Source organism: Flavobacterium odoriferum (assembly GCF_025499515.1).
In the GTDB taxonomy this organism is placed as follows: domain Bacteria; phylum Bacteroidota; class Bacteroidia; order Flavobacteriales; family Flavobacteriaceae; genus Flavobacterium; species Flavobacterium odoriferum.
On the sequence record NZ_JAMKFA010000021.1, the window covers coordinates 1 to 18533 of the forward strand.

Annotated in this window: 19 protein-coding genes; 15 read left to right on the plus strand and 4 right to left on the minus strand. The window is 31.3% G+C overall.

Translation table 11 applies throughout. The features are described from left to right. Window positions 1-82 precede the first annotated feature (82 nt). From M9Q43_RS12830 to M9Q43_RS12880, 11 genes are all read left to right on the plus strand, one after another. Window positions 83-883 carry a hypothetical protein gene (locus M9Q43_RS12830; RefSeq protein ID WP_262319273.1) on the plus strand — a complete coding sequence of 267 codons (801 nt, stop codon included), beginning with the start codon at window positions 83-85 and terminating at the stop codon, window positions 881-883. A 199-nt stretch (window positions 884-1082) separates the two neighbouring features. After that, the gene (locus tag M9Q43_RS12835) at window positions 1083-1631 is read left to right on the plus strand and encodes an outer membrane beta-barrel protein (protein WP_072783505.1); all 549 of its coding nucleotides are present in this window, start codon (window positions 1083-1085) and stop codon (window positions 1629-1631) included. 563 nt (window positions 1632-2194) lie between these two features. Next, complete coding sequence (locus tag M9Q43_RS12840; protein ID WP_262319274.1) at window positions 2195-2650, plus strand: hypothetical protein; 456 nt, start codon at window positions 2195-2197, stop codon at window positions 2648-2650. 163 nt (window positions 2651-2813) lie between these two features. Further along, window positions 2814-3488: a hypothetical protein gene (locus M9Q43_RS12845; RefSeq protein ID WP_146603309.1), complete on the plus strand. Its 675-nt coding sequence runs from the start codon at window positions 2814-2816 to the stop codon at window positions 3486-3488. A 196-nt stretch (window positions 3489-3684) separates the two neighbouring features. Then, window positions 3685-3945, plus strand: coding sequence for a hypothetical protein (locus M9Q43_RS12850; protein WP_262319275.1), 261 nt, complete (start codon window positions 3685-3687; stop codon window positions 3943-3945). Between the two features lies 1 nt (window position 3946). Further along, window positions 3947-4672 carry a DUF3667 domain-containing protein gene (locus tag M9Q43_RS12855; RefSeq protein ID WP_262319276.1) on the plus strand — a complete coding sequence of 242 codons (726 nt, stop codon included), beginning with the start codon at window positions 3947-3949 and terminating at the stop codon, window positions 4670-4672. Between the two features lie 247 nt (window positions 4673-4919). Next, window positions 4920-6092 carry a hypothetical protein gene (locus M9Q43_RS12860; RefSeq protein WP_262319277.1) on the plus strand — a complete coding sequence of 391 codons (1173 nt, stop codon included), beginning with the start codon at window positions 4920-4922 and terminating at the stop codon, window positions 6090-6092. A 10-nt stretch (window positions 6093-6102) separates the two neighbouring features. After that, window positions 6103-7158 carry a hypothetical protein gene (locus M9Q43_RS12865; protein WP_262319278.1) on the plus strand — a complete coding sequence of 352 codons (1056 nt, stop codon included), beginning with the start codon at window positions 6103-6105 and terminating at the stop codon, window positions 7156-7158. 176 nt (window positions 7159-7334) lie between these two features. Next, the gene (locus M9Q43_RS12870; protein WP_262319279.1) at window positions 7335-8240 is read left to right on the plus strand and encodes an alpha/beta hydrolase; all 906 of its coding nucleotides are present in this window, start codon (window positions 7335-7337) and stop codon (window positions 8238-8240) included. Between the two features lie 567 nt (window positions 8241-8807). Next, window positions 8808-9368 (plus strand): DUF4274 domain-containing protein, encoded by a 561-nt coding sequence (locus tag M9Q43_RS12875; protein ID WP_262319280.1) that lies wholly within the window; start codon window positions 8808-8810, stop codon window positions 9366-9368. 163 nt (window positions 9369-9531) lie between these two features. Then, window positions 9532-9939, plus strand: coding sequence for a hypothetical protein (locus M9Q43_RS12880; protein WP_262319281.1), 408 nt, complete (start codon window positions 9532-9534; stop codon window positions 9937-9939). Window positions 9940-10044: 105 nt separating this feature from the next. On the opposite strand, the gene M9Q43_RS12885 is transcribed toward M9Q43_RS12880, so the two are convergent. Beyond that, window positions 10045-10536, minus strand: a complete 492-nt coding sequence (locus M9Q43_RS12885; RefSeq protein WP_262319282.1) for a thermonuclease family protein — start codon at window positions 10534-10536, stop codon at window positions 10045-10047. A gap of 97 nt (window positions 10537-10633) precedes the next feature. Between M9Q43_RS12885 and M9Q43_RS12890 the strand changes: the two genes are divergently transcribed. The 4 genes from M9Q43_RS12890 (at window position 10634) to M9Q43_RS12905 (ending at window position 12536) form a co-directional block, all read left to right on the plus strand. Continuing rightward, the gene (locus M9Q43_RS12890) at window positions 10634-11437 is read left to right on the plus strand and encodes a hypothetical protein (protein WP_023572017.1); all 804 of its coding nucleotides are present in this window, start codon (window positions 10634-10636) and stop codon (window positions 11435-11437) included. A 68-nt stretch (window positions 11438-11505) separates the two neighbouring features. Beyond that, entirely contained in the window at window positions 11506-11958 is a 453-nt protein-coding gene (locus M9Q43_RS12895; RefSeq protein ID WP_262319283.1) for a DUF5675 family protein, read from the plus strand. A gap of 12 nt (window positions 11959-11970) precedes the next feature. Beyond that, window positions 11971-12249: a hypothetical protein gene (locus M9Q43_RS12900; protein WP_262319284.1), complete on the plus strand. Its 279-nt coding sequence runs from the start codon at window positions 11971-11973 to the stop codon at window positions 12247-12249. A 29-nt stretch (window positions 12250-12278) separates the two neighbouring features. Beyond that, the gene (locus tag M9Q43_RS12905; RefSeq protein ID WP_309508540.1) at window positions 12279-12536 is read left to right on the plus strand and encodes a hypothetical protein; all 258 of its coding nucleotides are present in this window, start codon (window positions 12279-12281) and stop codon (window positions 12534-12536) included. Between the two features lie 203 nt (window positions 12537-12739). On the opposite strand, the gene M9Q43_RS12910 is transcribed toward M9Q43_RS12905, so the two are convergent. The 3 genes from M9Q43_RS12910 to M9Q43_RS12920 all read right to left on the minus strand — a co-directional run bounded on the left by M9Q43_RS12910 (window position 12740) and on the right by M9Q43_RS12920 (window position 18531). Beyond that, entirely contained in the window at window positions 12740-13162 is a 423-nt protein-coding gene (locus M9Q43_RS12910) for a DUF6943 family protein (RefSeq protein WP_035118826.1), read from the minus strand. A 1105-nt stretch (window positions 13163-14267) separates the two neighbouring features. After that, entirely contained in the window at window positions 14268-15446 is a 1179-nt protein-coding gene (locus M9Q43_RS12915; protein ID WP_262319285.1) for a TolC family protein, read from the minus strand. Continuing rightward, complete coding sequence (locus M9Q43_RS12920) at window positions 15436-18531, minus strand: efflux RND transporter permease subunit (protein ID WP_262319286.1); 3096 nt, start codon at window positions 18529-18531, stop codon at window positions 15436-15438. The genes M9Q43_RS12915 and M9Q43_RS12920 overlap by 11 nt, the downstream gene beginning before the upstream one ends. Window positions 18532-18533: the final 2 nt, after the last annotated feature.

Consider the following 18533-nt stretch of genomic DNA (forward strand, 5'->3'; position numbering starts at 1 on the left):
CTTGGTGCTGAATTTGCCACCTGAAAACAAGCCGTGGAACGTTGTGTGCTATTATACCACAAAATTCGAATGAAAAATGAATATGAAAAACAAAACTTTAATTTTAATATTTTTTCTCTTAACTGTAAAGATTTTTTCTCAAAATCAAGTTCTACCTGAATTAGATTTGAAAAATAAGGAATATGAATTTTATATATTCAATGAATTATTTAAAATTGACGAAAACGGAAATTCATTAGAACCGAAAAAAACTTTAATAACTGATAAATCAGTAATTTCAAATTTGATTAACACTTGGAAAGGCGAAAAAACTAATCAAATGTATAAATGTGGTTATGACTATAGAATTTACATAGTTTTAGATAATAAAATCATTGAACAGGTGAACTTTAATTCAGAATGTAATCAAGTTGTAAGTTCTAAAGGTGCTTTCAATGTTACAAATAATCCATTTAAAGATTTAAGTACGGAAAACATATTCTCTGAATACAGATTTAAAACAAAAGATTTAAATTCTGCTCGTAATTTTATAAACAAAGTATCCGAAAATAAAAATATACAAATTCCTTATATTAATAGTTATGAATGGATAAAATACAGTGGATATTTTTTTATTCAAATCAATAAATCGAAAAAACAAAGAAAATTAAAATCTACTGAATTTTATGAAAAAGAAATGCATGAAGTTTATAAAGAATATGATTTTAAAGTGCATTTTTGGGGTTGTTGCGACACTTATGAGGCTTGGATTTATTGCGACAGAAATTTAAGTGAAAAATTCAATTTATATGGAAGAAAAGGAGAATTCGAAAATATTAAAAAAGATTATGAAATATATGTTTTTGGAAAAGTAGAAGATATAAATTCAATTTTAAAAGAATAAAAAAAACAGCACACAACCGCAGTTTAACAATATAGCGGGGTTTGTGATTAATTTAAAGTTTTTTTCTTATCTTTGATGTGTAGTGATAAAACAAGGTGAAAGGCTTATTTAGTCCGCTACATTGTTAAGCTACCTAACGTTAGCAGCAAGCTTACCGCAAAAACGTAAATTAAAGAACCGAATAATAAATTAAGCCAAAATGAAAATCTTTACAATTATTTTGTTTTTTACATCATTATCATATTCCCAAATAACTAAAAATAATTGGTTAGTTGGCGGAAGCGGTAATTTTAAAACAACGAAAACTGAAAAATTATCAGATGGAACTAAACCTTATGATGACAGAACTATATTTTCTATTTCACCGAATATCGGTTATTTTTTTTATGACAAATTAGCTGGTGGAATTAGTTTAAGTTATACTTATGACAATATATTTGAAGACTATCAATATTTTGGAGTTGGACCTTTTGTTAGATATTACTTTTTAAATTCAGAAAAAAGAATAAACATATTTTTACAAGGAAATTATAACTATTACGAAGGTGGTTCAAAAACAGTTGATGGTAATGATAATGGAAAGTTTCACAACAATGGATACGGATTCAAAGCTGGATCGGCAATTTTTTTAAATAGTAGTGTTGCTGTAGAACTATCATTAGACTACATTTCTAATAAATTAAATAGTACATTAAGAGAAGAAACATTTATGATTGGAGTTGGCTTTCAAATTCATTTAGAAAAATAAAGCCAGCTGCTAACAGCGGTTTGCTTCAATGGCTACTTCCGGATTTTCCTACGGGAAATCCGCTGCTGAATGGAATGTTTTGTTATATTTGTAATGGCTTGGTGTTGGTGCAACGCCACTGAGAGCAAGCCGCAAAACGTTGTGTGCAACATATTTTCCGAACTTACGCCGAAAGCTTCTCTCCTATTTTTCCGAAAGAAATTTATTGAAATTGTTACCGAAAAATTTTGCGTGATAGTTGAAAACCGAACCGAACTTTGTCGATAAACTTTGTGCTGAAATTACGTTTTCGGGAAAATCCGTTGTGAAATGAAAAACTGAAACCAAACGTTGCGTGAAAATATGCTTTGCGTGACAATCCGAACTTTGCCGAAAAACTTTGCGTTGAGTTTTTTAAGTTCAGAAAATATTATGCAGCACACAACAGCGGTTTAAAAATATGGCTGGTTTCGGGAATTTTTGAAATGGCGCAGTTGTTTAATTTAAAGTTTTGGCTATATTTGTGAAGGCTTGGTGTTGCATTTTCGCCACATTTTTAAGCCGCATAACGTTGTAAACAATTTATGAAAAAAATACTACTTACGACATTAATCATTATTACTTTAAGTTGTAATAAAAATGATATCGAACAGGAAGAATTAAAAATTTTGACTGAAAAAATTACTTTACTTGAAGAGGAAAATAAGAACCTAAAAGATTCTATAAAGAAAGCTGAGGAAGATTTTTTATATTCCCTACATTTAGTTGGTGTTCCTCATAATAAAACATCAAAAGTTGGAAAAAAAGATAGTATAGCTGTTTTACTTCATCCATTTGGACATAAACTACCGAAATACGAGTTCTATAAAATTGAAGACAACAAAAAAATTAAAGTAAATAGTAATAATTCTACATTTTTTAATTATCAATTCAAACCAAAATCAACCGATGATAATAAAATAAAACTATTTATTAAAATTCCTGATAAAGATAGATTTATAGAACTAAATGGTGAAATTACAATCGACGTAGAAAATTAAACTGTTTACAACAGCGGTTTGCTTCAATGGCTACTTCTGGATTTTCCTACGGAAAATCCGCTGCTGAATGGAATGTTTTGTTATATTTGTAATGGCTTGGTGTTGGTGCAACGCCACTGAGAGCAAGCCGCAGAACGTTGGCAACAAGTTAAAAAACATAACTATGAAAAAAATAATTTATTTAACAATATTAATATTTTCAATTCTATCTTGTGATAATGAACCTGTAGATTTCAATCCAAACATTGATAATGATTATTCAATTGCATTAGATACATTAGTAAATTATGACAATTACTTTATTGGAAAATTTAACGGAGAAATTTTAGTTAGTACTGAGCCTTTTACCTCTGGAAGAAGTGTGAACAACACACTACAAGATTCTGTTTCTCTTCGATTTGATTTTGCTTATAAAATATCGAATAGTGAAGAATTAAAAACACCTTTTATTAATTTTATAGCCTATGAATCAATAAATAAACTTAATTCTAATAATTATTTCAAATATAATGAATACAATGATTTTTATACTTTTTTCAATAGAACAAGACTTGAATATTGGAATGTTGACAATTATAAAAATTTGACAACACAAGTCTTAATTAACTATATTGATTATTCGCAATTAATTAATAATACAGGAATAAGTTATTTATCAACAGATTTTGGAAAACCACCATTTAATGAAAATAATTTTCAAATTGAAAGCATTAGGGAATTTGAAAGTCCTTCTAAAGGTATCGAATTAATATATTCTTTTAACTGTATTTTATTTTCAGATTCCAATGAATTAATAAAAATTGAAAAAGGGAAAGGAAAATGTACTTTCTTGTATTAAAAAAACCAGTTGCCAACAGCGGTTTGCTTCAATGGCTACTTCCGGATTTTCCTGCGGAAAATCCGCTGCTGAATGGAATGTTTTGTTATATTTGTAATGGCTTGGTGTTGGTGTAACGCCACTGAGAGCAAGCCGCAGAACGTTAGCAGAAATTTCATAAAAATACCGCAAACAAACAAAAATTTATATTATAGAAATGGAATCAATAAAGCTAAAAGAATTAAATGACCAAGAATTACTTCAAGAAAAAAAGAAATTTGACACTAACAAAATAATAAATGCATCATTAATTGGATTACTTTTAGGGGTTTTTGCATATAGCGCAGTAAAAAGCGGATTTACCTTTTTTACTTTTTTTCCTTTGTTCTTTGCTTTTATACTGTTTATCCGTGGACAGAAAAGAAATGAATTTGAAAAAGAATTAAAAAATGAAATAAGTTCAAGAAATTTAAAATAAAATGAGCGAAAATTGCCAAAATTGCGGACAAGTTGTAATCGGAAATTTTTGTAGTAACTGCGGACAGAATTCTACCTTTGACAGAATTGACAGAAATTATGCGAAAAATGAATTTCTTAACTTAATTGGTTATGAAAAGGGGTTTTTATATACTTTCAAGGAATTGTTATTAAGACCACCTCAAAACATTTCCGCTTATCTAAAAACAAACAGAAATAAACTTACAAAGCCATTAACATTTTTAATTTTATCCTCCGTTATCTATACTCTAGTTGTAAATTATCTTCAAATAGTAATAGAAAACGAGGAAAAATTTAAAGAAATTTATGGAAATTCAAGCATTATCACAATATTTAATTGGATTCAAGGAAATTATGGATATGCAAATATTTTGATGCTTTTATTTGTTGCTTTTTGGACCAATATTTTTTTCAGAAAATATAAATTCAATTTTTATGAAGTCATTGTTATTCTTTGCTTTGTAGTCGGTGAATCTATGTTATTGTTATCTATTGAACCAATTATTTCAAAATATTTCAAAATTCCAATTTTAAGTAGTGCGATTTATTGGCTAGTTTTTGCATATATTAGTTTTGCAATTGGAAGTGTTTTTGAAAGAAAATTTTCTAGTTATCTAAAAGCATTTTCCGCATACATTATAGGAATGTTTACCTTTGGAATTTTAGCATCAATAATTGCAATAATTTATGACACAATAATTAAATGATGAATAAAGAAACTTCTGCTAACAGCAGTTTGGCAATATGGCGGGTTTTGGGCTTAATTTAAAGTTGGTTTTGTACTTGCATAGTCAGTGTTTAACCGAAAGTTTAGGCTTCCTTAATCCGCCACATCGCCAAGCTGCAAAACGTTGTGTGATATTATATCAAAACTGTGCAATTAATAAAATTTATTTTTCTTTTAGAATAATTAGTTATCTTTATCAATAAAATCTTTACTTAAAAAAAACTTATATGCAATTAAATAATATATCTCGACTTAAAGATACAAGAACCAATTGCTTTTCTGTGATTGTGGAAATGACAATTATTGATTACATTGAATTAATAAATAAAATTTATTTAGAAAAAGGAGGTATTAAAGGACAAAGAGAACCTCTAAAATCAAGTTCTGCAATGAGAATAAGGAAACAAATGGTAAAAGATATAAAATCTGGAACTATCCTACCTCCAATTGTATTAGGATTGATTGTTAATAAAGATGAGTTTATGGAAATACCAACTATAGACCTAGAAAATTTAATCAATATAATTAATGCTCCTGTCGAAGGAAATTTAACAATTATTGATGGAATGCAAAGAACTACAGCATTAAACGAAGCAATTGATGAAGGAGCAAATCAACATCAGTTAATAAGAGTTGAATTTTGGATATCAACAAAATTAAATAGTCTAATTTACAGAATGTTAATTTTAAATACTGGTCAAGTTCCTTGGAATTTAAGAAGACAAATTGAAACAGTGTTCAGTACTATGATAAATGAAATATCAGTTGCTGTTCCTGAAATGGAAGTATATACGGTTGATGAACCAAGTAGAAGAACAAAAGGCGGTCAGTATCACGCTAATGATTTAATTGAATTATATCTAGCATTTGGAGGTAGAAAAGAAAAAGTTGATACTAAAGAGAGATTAGCCGATGAGTTTACACGTTTAGACTTTATTGAAGCAACTGAAAACCCAACATTTTCTGATATTTTCTATAATTCATTAAAAAGTTTGACTTTAATTGATATAGAAATTAGTAGATATCAGTCTCCAATTAATGAACATAGGTTTTCAAATGGAATTGAATTATTTAAAAGTCAGCCTGCTAGAGTTGGTTTTATAACTGCAATAGCAAAAAGTATATATGGAAGACCTGGAGTAGAAAGAACACAAGAGGAGATTGAATATCTTAAAATAAAAATTTTCGGAAGTTTAGAAACGATAATAGAAAAATTACATAAATATGAAAACGAGCAATTAGGAACTTTCCTTTCATTAAATTTATTAAGTGAAAAACTTTCTGTAAAATCATCGAGAGTTGGAGATTTTGAAAGAGAATTTTTTACAAAATCATTTGAAGTTTTAATTGAAGAAGCAAAAAATATTAATTCCATGGATGTTTGTTGGTTATCATACTAAATAATATATCATGAGGAATATGATTAAAACAAATATTGAAGCTTTTAATAATATTTGCAAACAACTGTTTGAGCTATCACAAATCAAAACTGAAACTGGAAGAAGATATTTTTCTACTACAGAAGAAGAAAAAAAATGGTTGATTGAAACCAATATAAGTGGTGTTGAATTCTTTCTTCCAAGTATTAGAGCATTTAATTTGGAGTTTAATGGATTAAAATACATTGCAGTGATTGGAGCAAATATGCAAAATTTTAATGAAGATCCTTCAATATTACTGGTAACAGAATTAAATTCAGGACTAATAACATTATTAATTTCGGAAGGTTTACTGAAAATAAACCCAACAGCAAACTTGCTAGAGTTTGACGATAATATAATGTCTCAACACAAAGATGCTGATTACAAAGGTCATGATTATTTTGAAATATTGTCATATTTAGAACCAATTAAACTATTTCAAATTACAGAAAATTCAATCCTTAAAGATGAAAATTTATATCGAATTTTAGTATATATATATTCTAACAATCCAAATTACTTAATTTTAGAATTTAATAAATTTGTACTAGAAACTTTTACAGAAATATCTCTTGTAGGTTCAAAAAACATCTCATACAATCTATTATTACATAGTTTACTATCAACGAATTTTAAACATTCGTTTTTAGAATTATACAGACTTGTTGAAAGATTATTTCCAATAAATTATTTAAAAGATTTCCACGAAAGAGTTGATACAAAATTGAATTTTATTGAATTTTCATCCGAATTGGAAAACATAACCAGTTGGAGACCAAGAGAAGAAGACGCATTAGAAAAAATTTTCAGTATCGCAAAACAAAATACTAAAAATTCATTTGATAATTTTCAAAAATCAAATCCAAATCTTCAAAATCAAAGTGATTATAAATATTTTTATAAATTAAGAAATTCAATTGTACATTTTAGATCTTCACATGAAGAGTTTAAATTAAATAGTGAACAATGGAATTTATTGATTATTGCAACCTTAACACTAATTGATGAACAATATAGTTTTTATAATAAAATTTTAGAAGAATAACATCACACAACAGCGGTTTCAAGAAATGGCTAGCCTCGGGATTTATTTGAAATCGGAAAGGTTTTTAATTTAAAGTTTTAGTTATATTTGTAAAGGCTTGGTCTTGGTTCATCGCCACTTCTTGAAGCCGCGACACGTTAGCGGAAAATTTTGAAAAACTAAACGCAGAAAATGATATGTTAAAAAAAATATTGAATTTAATTTTATTAATCATACTTCTAAACATTTTAAATTCTTGCCAATTTAGTAGTTTGTTCCATAGAGCTAATAAGTTAGAAAAAAATAGGAATTTTAATAATTTGCCTCCATTTGCAATAAATGGCGAAAAACATCACATTGAAAGAGACGCTTTAGAATCGACAATCTGTATATTTAAAGATACGGTGAGATTAAACAAGACTTATGAAATTAAACCAATAGATTTCGTAAGTAAATCAGGTAATAAATTGTCTGGTTTGTTATTATCTCCAAAAAATAATTTAAGAACAGACTTAATTTTTTTACACTATCACGGAAGTGCCGGAAATTTATTGGGATATCATTTTCAAATGGTAAGCCAACTCACTGAAAAAGGATTTCAAGTATTTACATTTGATTATAGCGGCTATGGCTTTTCTGACGGAAAAGCAACAAGGAAAAATGTATTAACTGACGCATATTCTGCATTAGATTTTATAAAAAATAATCCAATCTTTAAAAATAAAAAAGTGATAATTTTTGGACAATCCTATGGCGGACATTTAGCATCTGTAGTTGGTTCAAACAGACAAAATGATATTGAAGGAATGATAATTGAAGGAGCGTTTTATTCGCACAGAAAAGAAGCTGTTTATACAGCAGGTTTCGTGGCAAATGTTGTATATGACGGAATAAGAGCAGAAAAAGAGATAAAGAAAAACAAAAAACCAATATTAATTATTCATTCAAAAGAAGACAAAAGAACACCAATTAAATTTGGGAGAAAAATTTTTGATGAAGCAAATGAACCAAAATATTTTATGGAAATTGACAAAAACCATTTAGAAGGTTTACAATATTATGGAGATAGCATTAAAGTGAAAATAAATGAAATCTTCCGCTAACAGCCGTTTCACGAAATTGCGGGGTTTGGGATTTATCAGAATTGGTAATTTTTGAAACTAAATTTTGTCTATATTTGTAATCAAAAGTGTTGAAAATCCGCAACTTCGTGAAGCTGCAAAACGTTGTATACAATGTATTTTCCGAACTTACGCAGAACGCTTCGCTCCTATTTTTTCGCAAGAAAATTAATGAAAATTGTAATCGAAAAATCTTGCGTGATAATGAAAAACTGAATCTAAACTTTGTGGAAAACCTTCAAAGACAATTTTCGGATTTTAGCAATTTAGAGACAATTCTCAACCGAAAAACTTTGCAGAAAATTGAAAACCGAACCAAACTTTGTGGATAAACGTTGTGTTGATTTTTTTCAGTTCGTGAAAATACAACACTGTATACAACAGCGGTTTGCATTAATGGCTGGGCTTGCGGAAAATCCTCAATGGCACAGTTGTTTAATTTAAAGTTTTTTCTATATTTGTAAAGGTTTGGTGCTTTGGTTCGCCATTAATTCAAGCCTCAGAACGTTGTATGCTATTATATTTGAAAACCGCAGAAAAACGAACAAAATGATAATATTACCATATAAGGAAAAATTTATTCGAGAAAATTTCATTGAATTTTCATTCGATAGCGATGACGAAAATTATTTACCTGACTTTAAACTTTTTGAAAAGCTAAATTCTACAGACCAATATTATCTTGCTGAAAACTATAATTGGGATGATGGAGTTGAAATTCTGAAATGGATAATTGAAAGTAAAAAGTGTGATAAAGGAACTGCTTCTCTGATTTTTTGGACATCCGAACCTGATTATTACTTTGAAAAATCCGAGAGTGAAATTTCGGATTACGAAAAAGACACTTTTTTGTTGCTTAAACGAATTGTAGAAAAATTTAACAATAACGACTTTAAAAAGTCAAACTTAAAATATAATCCAACTGATAGAGAAAAGCGAATAGATTGGAGTAAACAAAATGCTGAATGGAAAATCCCAGAAGAATTAAAAAAACCAACAAAAGGGTTTTCTATAATTAGTTTAGGAATTATACAACATAAAATTTGGCAATGGCAACGAAGCAAAAAAGAAGCCAAACGTGCTAAAAAAAGAATGAACCGAAAAAAATAACAGCATACAACAGCAGTTTGGCAAAATGGCGGGTTCAGTGCTAAATTGAACATTTGGTTTTCAAATAAACATTAGTGCTAAATTGAAAGTAAGTGCTTCTAAAACCGCCACTTCGCCAAGCTGCAAAACGTTAGCAGAAATTTAAACAAAAAAAATGAAACATATGAAAAAATTTATTTGGTTATCTTTAACTTTAATGACAACTCTTAGTTATGCACAAAATGTGGAAATAAAAAAAAATTCTATATTAGTTGATAATACTGAAACATTAAAATTTGAAAAAATTAATTATTCAGAATATTCAATAATTGATAAATTAGGAAACGAAATAATTAATCTTCAATTTAAAGACAATGGAACTTCTTTTGAAAGTGATGACTATATGACTATTTATTTTGTTAATTCAAAAAAAATTATCGATAGCTCAAACACAGGTAGAATTGCAGGTTTTGGGGTAAAAAATATGATAAAAAATTTCATAACTTGGCTTCTTAAAGAAAAAGTATTAGATTCCAATGGAGAAATAAATGAAGATAAAATTAATGATTTTAAATTAAAGTACGGTAAATAAAAACTTCTGCTAACAGCGGTTTAGCTCCATTACGCCTGTAAAGCACCATATTTATTGATATTTTTAGTTTTCAAACATCCATTAGTACAACATAAGTACAACAAATCAGAACTTTTTTACATGCTTGTAAATACCTCTTTTTTTAAGTTGTGCTTTGCGATTCATTTTTTGAAATTCTGCTAATCGTCCACAATAATATTCGTCTGTTGCTTTTGCAAATCCATTGATCAAAAGCAAATCATTCAAGCACTCCCCTCCTGGCAAGATTACATATCCTAATTGTCGGTTCCAATAATCGTAAAAGTTATCCTGTTCTGTAATTATCGTTACAACCGTTTTAGGCGGTGCTACTTCCAAAACATAATGCAAGGCTTCTAATCCTAATTGGATTAAAAATTGGGCTGCTAAACGTGTTTTCAGTTCGTCCTCTTTCATCTTTCTATTGTACTTTACTTCTGGTGCATCTAAACCATATAGTCGTATCTCTTTTCGCAAACGAGTGAAAAGATTGCTAATGATTATGCTGTCCCCATCTTTGACTTCATCTATTTGCCAATGGGTTTCCACTAAATAGGGTGCTTTTGCGTTGTATTGCATTGATTTTCAGTATTTTAAGTTATTGTAAATCAAAGATAATGAATGATATTTGAGTATAAAATTTCACTTAAATATTAACTTCTAAAATCTTTACAAAATGGCTAGACAGAAAGGCGTTTTAAAGTATGTGGGGACTCTTGGAGATGTTCGCCACTTTAAAATTAAAGGACAAGAAGGGTACTTTGCCGGAATGGTAGGTGGACCTTCAGGGGAGCAAGTTTTATCAGCTCCAGAATTTGAAAGAACTCGTGAGAACATGAACGAGTTTGGTGCTTGTGCTAAAGCAGGAAAATCGGTTAGAACTGGTTTATCACAAATCGTGAAGCAAATGTCTGATACGCAAGTAGCAGGACGTTTAACAGCTATCATGAAAAAAATCAATTTGGAAGACCAAACCGAAGCCAGAGGGTATCGCAAAATTGAGATTACTACTCAAAGAAATTACTTGGTAGGTTTTGAGTTTGACAAAAACACTTCCTTAAATGGTATTTTCAATGCTCCTTACAGTGTTACGCATGACCCAGCAAGAAACACTGCTGATTTTGTAATTCCTGCGTTTAATCCAGCGAATTTGATTAATGCTCCTGCAGGTGCTACTCACTTTAGATTGATTCACACGCTTTCTGTAGTGAGTGACTTTGCTTACAATGCTGTAACGAATAGTTATGATCCTATTGACACAGCACAGAATGAAGTGAGTGATGTTCAATTCAGCACTTTCTTGGATTTGTATGCTCCTGCAACTGCAACTACCATTACAGCAACTTTGCCAAATGGTATTACGCCATCAACTGATGTTACCGTTCTTCAAGGTATTGGAATTGAGTTCTACCAAAAAGTAGGTTCAAACTATTACTTATTTGCAACAGGTAACTGCTTGAAAATTGAGGACGCATTTTAAGAATCCTACTTACAAATCCCTCAGCAACTCTGGGGGATTTTTTGTTTTAACTTACTAATTCAATTCCCATGGAAACAAAAATCATTCGCGTAGCACAGGGCAAACAAAGTACATTAAGCCAATTATATATCAACGGAGTTTTTCAATGTTATTTACTTGAGGATAAAATACGAACAGAAAAAATCAAGGAACAAACTGCCATACCTACTGGAACCTATTCGTTACAGCTTAATACTTGGGGTGCAAAAAATGTCAACTACAAAAAAGCATTTGGAAAAGTTCATGAAGGTATGATTGAAATTACAGGTTTACCAAATTTCAGTTATGTGTATATCCATACAGGAAATACGATTGAAGATACTGCAGGATGTCCGCTTTGTGGATTTGGGTTCCAACTTATCCAGGGCGATTACCGAGTTACGCAAAGTGTTATGGCTTACCAAATGATTTATCCTAAGTTAGTTGCATTAGCAAAGAACAAAGCAAACAAGATTAGTATCGAAAACAATTTCCAATTTTAAACTTGTTATGCCATGGAACAAGCTCCACAATTAATGGTACTTTTTGGAAGTTTAATAAGCTTATTATTATCGGTTGTAGCCTATTTTATCAAACAATTGCACACAGATTTCAAAAGAATGGAAAAAGACCTTGTTGAAGTAAAAACCATGGCATTATTAATTAAAACCGAGTTTAAAAGTAGTAGTGATTTACTGAACCAAAAAGTAGATTATTTAGAACACCGAGTACAAAAATTAGAAATGCTTTGCATTCACGAACACCAAAGCGAAACAATTAAAAAAAATAAGTGAGTAATTATCCATCTTTAAAAATCACGAACATGAAAAGTAATGAAATGAATATCGTTCAAAGAGTAAAAGCTCCAACACCAAAGTTTTTCAAAGTATTGAGAACAATTGGTTTAGCCTTGGCAACCGTTGGAGGAACTATCATCGCTTCACCAATTGCATTGCCGGCTGGATTAGTTGCAGCTGCAGGTTATTTGGTTTTGGGCGGTGGTGTATTGTCGGCAGTATCGCAAACTGCTGTACAAGATGACGACGAACCGAGAGTTCCACAGGAAGACAGGGTTCAATAAACCTAAATTTGCTTAAAAATTGCAATCAAAAGCTCCTATTTCAGGGGCTTTTTTTGGTTTTATACCCAATTGCATCGCTTTTTCCAATTTTATTTAATTGGTGCGTTTATATTGCGGTTATGTATTGTTTTGCTTCGGGATAGGGATTATTTTTGGAAATTTGATGAAATGGAAAAACCTAGCCCATCGGGGCCAGGTTTGTGTTATTTGTTTCTGTAACGGAGTAAGATGGCGTTACGAATTTCGTTGATTAAGTGGATGTTTTTTGCGTGGTGAGCTTCTTGTTCTTGCAGCAGCTTGAGCGCTTGGATGTTTTTATGGTGCAGCTCGTGTTCACGCATTAATCGGGTGGCTTTTGGATTGAACTCTTTTTTGAATTCATAGAGAGATAAGAACGGAATAACCGAACCACGAAGAAAAGGCATCCAGAATTTGGATTTCCATAGGCTCATGGCTATCCAAAAAATGTCTTCTTTTTGAGCTTCGGTTTGAAATACAAGTACAAAGCTGTTTGTAAAAGGTTCATTGCTAGGTTTTCCGCTATTTAGTCCTTTTGATAATACGAAAAAATGCGGTTTGGCATAGTGCGCCCCAGGTTGGTGGGTTTTGATAAAAATTGTGTCCATAATACAAGGATTTAACAGGTTAACTTCCTTCGTCTTTCCTTCGTGATTGCCCGAAATGTGATTGAAAACCGAGATGCCCCACACACATTTTTGCAAAAGAAAAAAGGAAAAAAAAGAAAGCCGTCTTGCCTTGTGGAGGGTTTCAAAAAAGCAAGTTTTACGGGTAAAATACTACCCATATGCGTCTGTGGAAACGCTAAGTGGATGTTGTGGTTTTGAAAATGTATGGGTGGAGATTTTATCCGGAACCGAAGGCTTGAACTTGCTTTTTTGAATACCCGGAACAAACCTTTGGCTTCTTTTTAATCCTTTTTTTTGTAAAAATGTTTACCTCAAATGTTCTTAAGAAATGGTGATTTAGGGGTGTTAAATCGGGACTGTTAAACAAGGGTGTGGTTTTCTTTTTTTTACTGGAGGACCTCGACTACGCTCGGTTTGACAATGTTTCTTTGTGAAGATGAGAAAAAAGAAAAACACACTCTTGTAGTATTTTGATTTTTGAGGATGCTTTGAAAGTGTTCAGTATTCAGTTTTTAGTGTTCAGTGGTGTGCGTGAACTGGAAATGGGAAGCATCTTCAAAAAACAATGAAAATTACGTTAGCGGTAGCGTTCCTATTATTCTTCGGGTGGGTGCGGCTGGGAGCGGATATTTTACATAATAACCCTTATAACTTTCAGGGGGACTGCGTGGGGTGTTGGGAATGAATTATAAGGTTTATTATGTAATAATAGCTTGGGAGTGGTTTTTGTGTGTTTTTAGCGTTTGTTTTTGTATTGGGTGTAAGTGGATAAAAAAAGGCGGACTGTGCGCGAGGGCCCTTCGACAAGCTCAGGATGACGGTTAACGGAATTGTGCTTTTTAGTTGAAAACAGGGAGCCTTTTTTTATTGACTTACTTTGGGGAAAACAAGTGCTAAAAACACACAAAATACCACTAGTGCGGTGGGGAGCGTTTGACTGGGTGGGCGCAAATAACTTAGCGAAGCGTTCCTGTTTTTATTGATGTATTTCTTTTTTTAAAATTTCAATTTACCAATATGATTCAAATAAAAAACACCCATTAAATCCTTTCGAAATAATGGGTGCTTTACTTGAATTAATAACTTACAATTTGTGTTTTAATAGTGTGGCAATGACATCATAATATTCCTTTTCTATTTCTAAATAAGAATTTTGCGAGTCATTGTAATAATTTAATTCTACAAAATATTCTAAAACCGAAATTTGTCCAGCTGATAAGGCTTTATCCAATAATTGTATTGGTTCCACCGATTTATTTATCTTTTCGTATTCAGTTAAAATACTTTTCAAACTTTCATAACGGTCATAAGTTTGTTTTATTTCATAATAGTATAAATTACTATGATCGTTTAAAGCACTTTCTGCAAAAGTCATTTTGGCTTTTTGAAGTTTTACGGTGTTTTTACTTTCCCAAAGCGGTAAAGCAACTCCAGTATGAATTCCGTTATAGGTTTGGCCTAAAATGCCTTGGTAATGATACCCAACTTCCATTTTCGGTAAGGCTAATGCTTTGCTTACTTCAATTTGTTTTTGAGTAATTACTTTTTCTTGTTCTAACGTTTTTCTAATGTAATCTTGTGCTTCAACTTCTTTTACGAATGTTTCAAAGTCAGCAATAACAGGAGTTTCAAAATACCCAACATCTGTTAAGCGTATTGCAATTCCTCCGTTTAGACTTGTAAGTTGTTCGTTGAGTTTTGCGATGGTAGAAGCATTGTCTTGAAACTGTTTTCTAATTTCTAACAATTGAATTTCTGCTTTATTTACATTCAAAATAGTGCCGTCACCTGTGGTCAATTTCTTCTTAAAATGTGCCAACCATTTTTCTGTTGCTTCTTTTCTTTTGGTTAAAGGAATTTGCAATTTATTTCGGTACACCAATTCAATACAAATCTTTTTGGCTTCTAAAAGTAACTCTTGGTTAGCCGCTTTCAATTGTAAATCGGCTTGAATACCTAATTGATTTGCTAGTTGGTTTTTCTTTCCATACACTGTTGGAAAATCAAAAGATTGCGTTACTATAATATCTGTTTGATTTCCTGCTTCGGCTGGACTTCCTTTTAAATAGTCATATTCAACCGTTGGATTGTATAACGAATTGCCCGTTTTGTATTGTACTTTTTGAGCATTCCAATAGCTCGTATTGGCTTGTATGGTTTTGTTGTTTTTAGCAATTTCAGTTAAGATATTTTCAATATTAGATTGAGCATATCCCAAACCAAAAGACATCGTTACTAAAAATAGGATTATACTATTTTTCATTTGTTTCTTTTTTTCGATTAGATAAATAATACACTACTGGAACAATAAAAATGTTCAATAAAGTAGAAGTCAATAAGCCTCCTAAAATAACTTTCGCCATTGGACTTTGAATTTCATTTCCAGGTAAATCACTTGCAATTGCTAACGGAATTAAAGCCAATCCTGCTGTAAGTGCGGTCATTAAAATGGGACTTAAACGGTCTTTTGAACCTTGAATTACGGTTTCATAAAGAGATAATCCTTCTTTTTCTAACGTTTCATAATGGGATACTAATAGAATTCCATTTCGGGTGGCAACACCAAACAACGTAATGAATCCAATAATTGCTGGAATACTCAAAATGCCACTCGTAAAATAAATACTGAAAACACCGCCAATTAAGGCTAAAGGTAAATTCAACAAAATGATAGAAGCGGTTTTAACCTTTTTAAATTCTTGATATAGAATTAAGAAGATTACCAATAATGAAATAAGTGAAGTTAATACCAATGTTTTTGAGGCTTCCGCTTCGGCTTCAAATTGTCCGCCATATTCGATATGATATTCTTCAGGTAGTTTTACTTCTTCATTTATGATTTTCTGAATATCCGCTACTACACTTTTTTGGTCACGACCCGAAACATTGGCAGAAACCACCGTTTTACGTTGCACATTTTCACGATTGATTGTATTTGGTCCTGAAGTGCTTACTACATCTGCAACGTAGTACAACGGTATTTTTTTTCCATCGTGTGTATCAATCATCGCGTTTTTAATGTTCTCGATTTTACCTTTATTAGCATCATCAAAACGAAGTATCAAGTCAAAGGTTTTATTACCTTCATAAATTTCAGATACTTTTTCACCTGCAAAAGCTACATCTACAAACTCATTAAACAGACCAATTGTAATTCCATATTGGTTTAACACATCACGTTTCGCTTTTATTTGAATTTGTGGGATTTCCACTTGTTGCTCCACACTCAAATCTACCAATCCTTCCACATTCTGAATTTTGGCTTTTATTTCATTGGAAAGCGTAAAAAGTTTATTCAAATCATTACCAAAAATTTTGATAGCAATATTCGCTCTAGTTCCTGATAACATATGATCAATACGGTGACCGATGGGTTGCCCAATAGTTATATTTGCACCTGTAATTCCTGATAATTTTTCACGAACATCAGCCATAAATTCATCACGACTTCTTTCTTCAAGAGTAAAAGGAGCGTCAATTTCTGCTGCGTTTACCCCTTGTGCGTGTTCATCTAATTCGGCTCTTCCTGTTCGTCGAGTGGTGATTTTAATTTCAGGTACAGAAAGCAATGCTTTTTCAACTTGAGTACCGATTTTATTACTTTCTTCTAATGAAATTCCAGGCAAACTCACAGCGCTAATTACTAAGGAACCTTCATTAAATTCGGGAAGAAAACTTCTTCCCAATTGGCTCATTACTAATAAGGAAACCAAGAATAATCCACCGGCAATAATCAGTACTGCTTTTTTCATTTCCATTACTTTGTTCAAAGCCTTAGCATATACATTTTGCAAACGTTCTACTAACCAACTTTCTTTGTGCTGTTTTAAAAGCATTTTATCGTTAGTCAGTAAGTAACTTGCTAATACTGGCGTAAGAGTAATTGAAACGATTAACGAAGCAAATAATGCCACTATAAATGCAATTCCAAGCGGTGCTAATAATTTGCCTTCCATTCCTGATAAAAAGAACAGCGGTAAAAAGGCAACGATAATAATAAAAGTTGCATTAATAACTGAACTTCTAATTTCAAACGAACCATCAAAAATTACGGTTATTTTGTCTTTTTGTTCGGCTTTTGGTTTTAAGGCATTTTCTTTGAGTCGCTTGAACACGTTTTCTACATCAATAATGGCATCATCTACTAAATCACCAATAGCAATTGCCATACCTCCTAAACTCATAGTATTAATGGTAAAACCAAGCCATTTTAAAGTTAATATCGCAACAATTAATGAAATTGGAATTGCCAATAACGATATAAATGTAGCTCTCCAATTCATCAAGAATAAAAACAGAATGATGATTACAAAAGCAGTTCCTTCCAATAATGTTTTTTGAATATTACTAATAGAAGCATTGATAAAATCCGCCTGACGGAAGATTTTAGTATTAATTTGGACATCTTTTGGTAAGTTCTTTTGGATATCAGCAATCGAGGCATCAATTGTTTCAGTAAGTTCTAAAGTATTGGTTGAAGGTTGCTTCATAACTGTCATAATCACAGCAGGTTTTCCTTTCAAAGAACCATCACCAATTTTTAAAGTAGCTCCAATTTTTATTTCAGCAACATCTTCAATTTTTATCGTATTTCCGTTAACCGTTTTGATAACCGATTTCCCAAGTTCATTTATATCAGAAGTTCTACCAATTCCTTTAACAATATATTCATTGTTGTATTCATTCATAAAACCACCTGAAGAATTACCATTGGCTTCTTGACTTGCCTTTAATAATTCATTAAGTGAAACGTTGTAATAATTCATCTTCTGGGGAGAAGCTAATATTTGATATTGCTTGAATTCTCCACCAATAACAACCACTTGAGAAACGCCACCTGTTGCTAATAATCGTGGTCGAATTGTCCAATCGGCGATGGTTCTTAAATCAATTTGAGATGTTTTATCTGCTGTTACACTGACCAACATAATTTCTCCCATGATAGAAGATTGTGGACCCATTGTAGGATTTCCAACACCTTGAGGTAATTTTTCAGCAACAGCAGTAATTTTCTCATTTACAATTTGTCTTGCTTTGTAAATATCTGTGTCCCATTCAAATTCAACCCACACAATAGAGATTCCAGCTGAGGAAGACGAACGAACACGTCTTACATTAGTTGCACCATTTACGGAAGTTTCAATAGGAAATGTAACTAATTTTTCTACTTCTTCAGGAGCCATACCGTGAGCTTCTGTAAGGACTACAACCGTTGGAGCAGTCAAATCAGGAAATACATCTACTTCCATTCTTGAAGCAACTACACTACCAAAAATCAGCAGTAAAACTGATGCTATCACTACAAAAAACCGATTCTGTAGTGAAAATTTAATTATTTTATTTAGCATAA

What these genes read in the sequence shown, in the direction of transcription:
- M9Q43_RS12835 (WP_072783505.1), top strand. Translation starts at nt 1,083, where the DNA reads ATGAAAATCTTTACAATTATTTTGTTTTTTACATCATTATCATATTCC.
- M9Q43_RS12870 (WP_262319279.1), top strand. Translation starts at nt 7,335, where the DNA reads ATGTTAAAAAAAATATTGAATTTAATTTTATTAATCATACTTCTAAAC.
- M9Q43_RS12895 (WP_262319283.1), top strand. Translation starts at nt 11,506, where the DNA reads ATGGAAACAAAAATCATTCGCGTAGCACAGGGCAAACAAAGTACATTA.
- M9Q43_RS12880 (WP_262319281.1), top strand. Translation starts at nt 9,532, where the DNA reads ATGAAAAAATTTATTTGGTTATCTTTAACTTTAATGACAACTCTTAGT.
- M9Q43_RS12915 (WP_262319285.1), bottom strand. Translation starts at nt 15,446, where the DNA reads ATGAAAAATAGTATAATCCTATTTTTAGTAACGATGTCTTTTGGTTTG.
- M9Q43_RS12905 (WP_309508540.1), top strand. Translation starts at nt 12,279, where the DNA reads ATGAAAAGTAATGAAATGAATATCGTTCAAAGAGTAAAAGCTCCAACA.
- M9Q43_RS12845 (WP_146603309.1), top strand. Translation starts at nt 2,814, where the DNA reads ATGAAAAAAATAATTTATTTAACAATATTAATATTTTCAATTCTATCT.
- M9Q43_RS12910 (WP_035118826.1), bottom strand. Translation starts at nt 13,162, where the DNA reads ATGGACACAATTTTTATCAAAACCCACCAACCTGGGGCGCACTATGCC.
- M9Q43_RS12830 (WP_262319273.1), top strand. Translation starts at nt 83, where the DNA reads ATGAAAAACAAAACTTTAATTTTAATATTTTTTCTCTTAACTGTAAAG.
- M9Q43_RS12855 (WP_262319276.1), top strand. Translation starts at nt 3,947, where the DNA reads ATGAGCGAAAATTGCCAAAATTGCGGACAAGTTGTAATCGGAAATTTT.
- M9Q43_RS12865 (WP_262319278.1), top strand. Translation starts at nt 6,103, where the DNA reads ATGAGGAATATGATTAAAACAAATATTGAAGCTTTTAATAATATTTGC.
- M9Q43_RS12890 (WP_023572017.1), top strand. Translation starts at nt 10,634, where the DNA reads ATGGCTAGACAGAAAGGCGTTTTAAAGTATGTGGGGACTCTTGGAGAT.
- M9Q43_RS12885 (WP_262319282.1), bottom strand. Translation starts at nt 10,536, where the DNA reads ATGCAATACAACGCAAAAGCACCCTATTTAGTGGAAACCCATTGGCAA.
- M9Q43_RS12875 (WP_262319280.1), top strand. Translation starts at nt 8,808, where the DNA reads ATGATAATATTACCATATAAGGAAAAATTTATTCGAGAAAATTTCATT.
- M9Q43_RS12850 (WP_262319275.1), top strand. Translation starts at nt 3,685, where the DNA reads ATGGAATCAATAAAGCTAAAAGAATTAAATGACCAAGAATTACTTCAA.
- M9Q43_RS12840 (WP_262319274.1), top strand. Translation starts at nt 2,195, where the DNA reads ATGAAAAAAATACTACTTACGACATTAATCATTATTACTTTAAGTTGT.
- M9Q43_RS12920 (WP_262319286.1), bottom strand. Translation starts at nt 18,531, where the DNA reads ATGCTAAATAAAATAATTAAATTTTCACTACAGAATCGGTTTTTTGTA.
- M9Q43_RS12900 (WP_262319284.1), top strand. Translation starts at nt 11,971, where the DNA reads ATGGAACAAGCTCCACAATTAATGGTACTTTTTGGAAGTTTAATAAGC.
- M9Q43_RS12860 (WP_262319277.1), top strand. Translation starts at nt 4,920, where the DNA reads ATGCAATTAAATAATATATCTCGACTTAAAGATACAAGAACCAATTGC.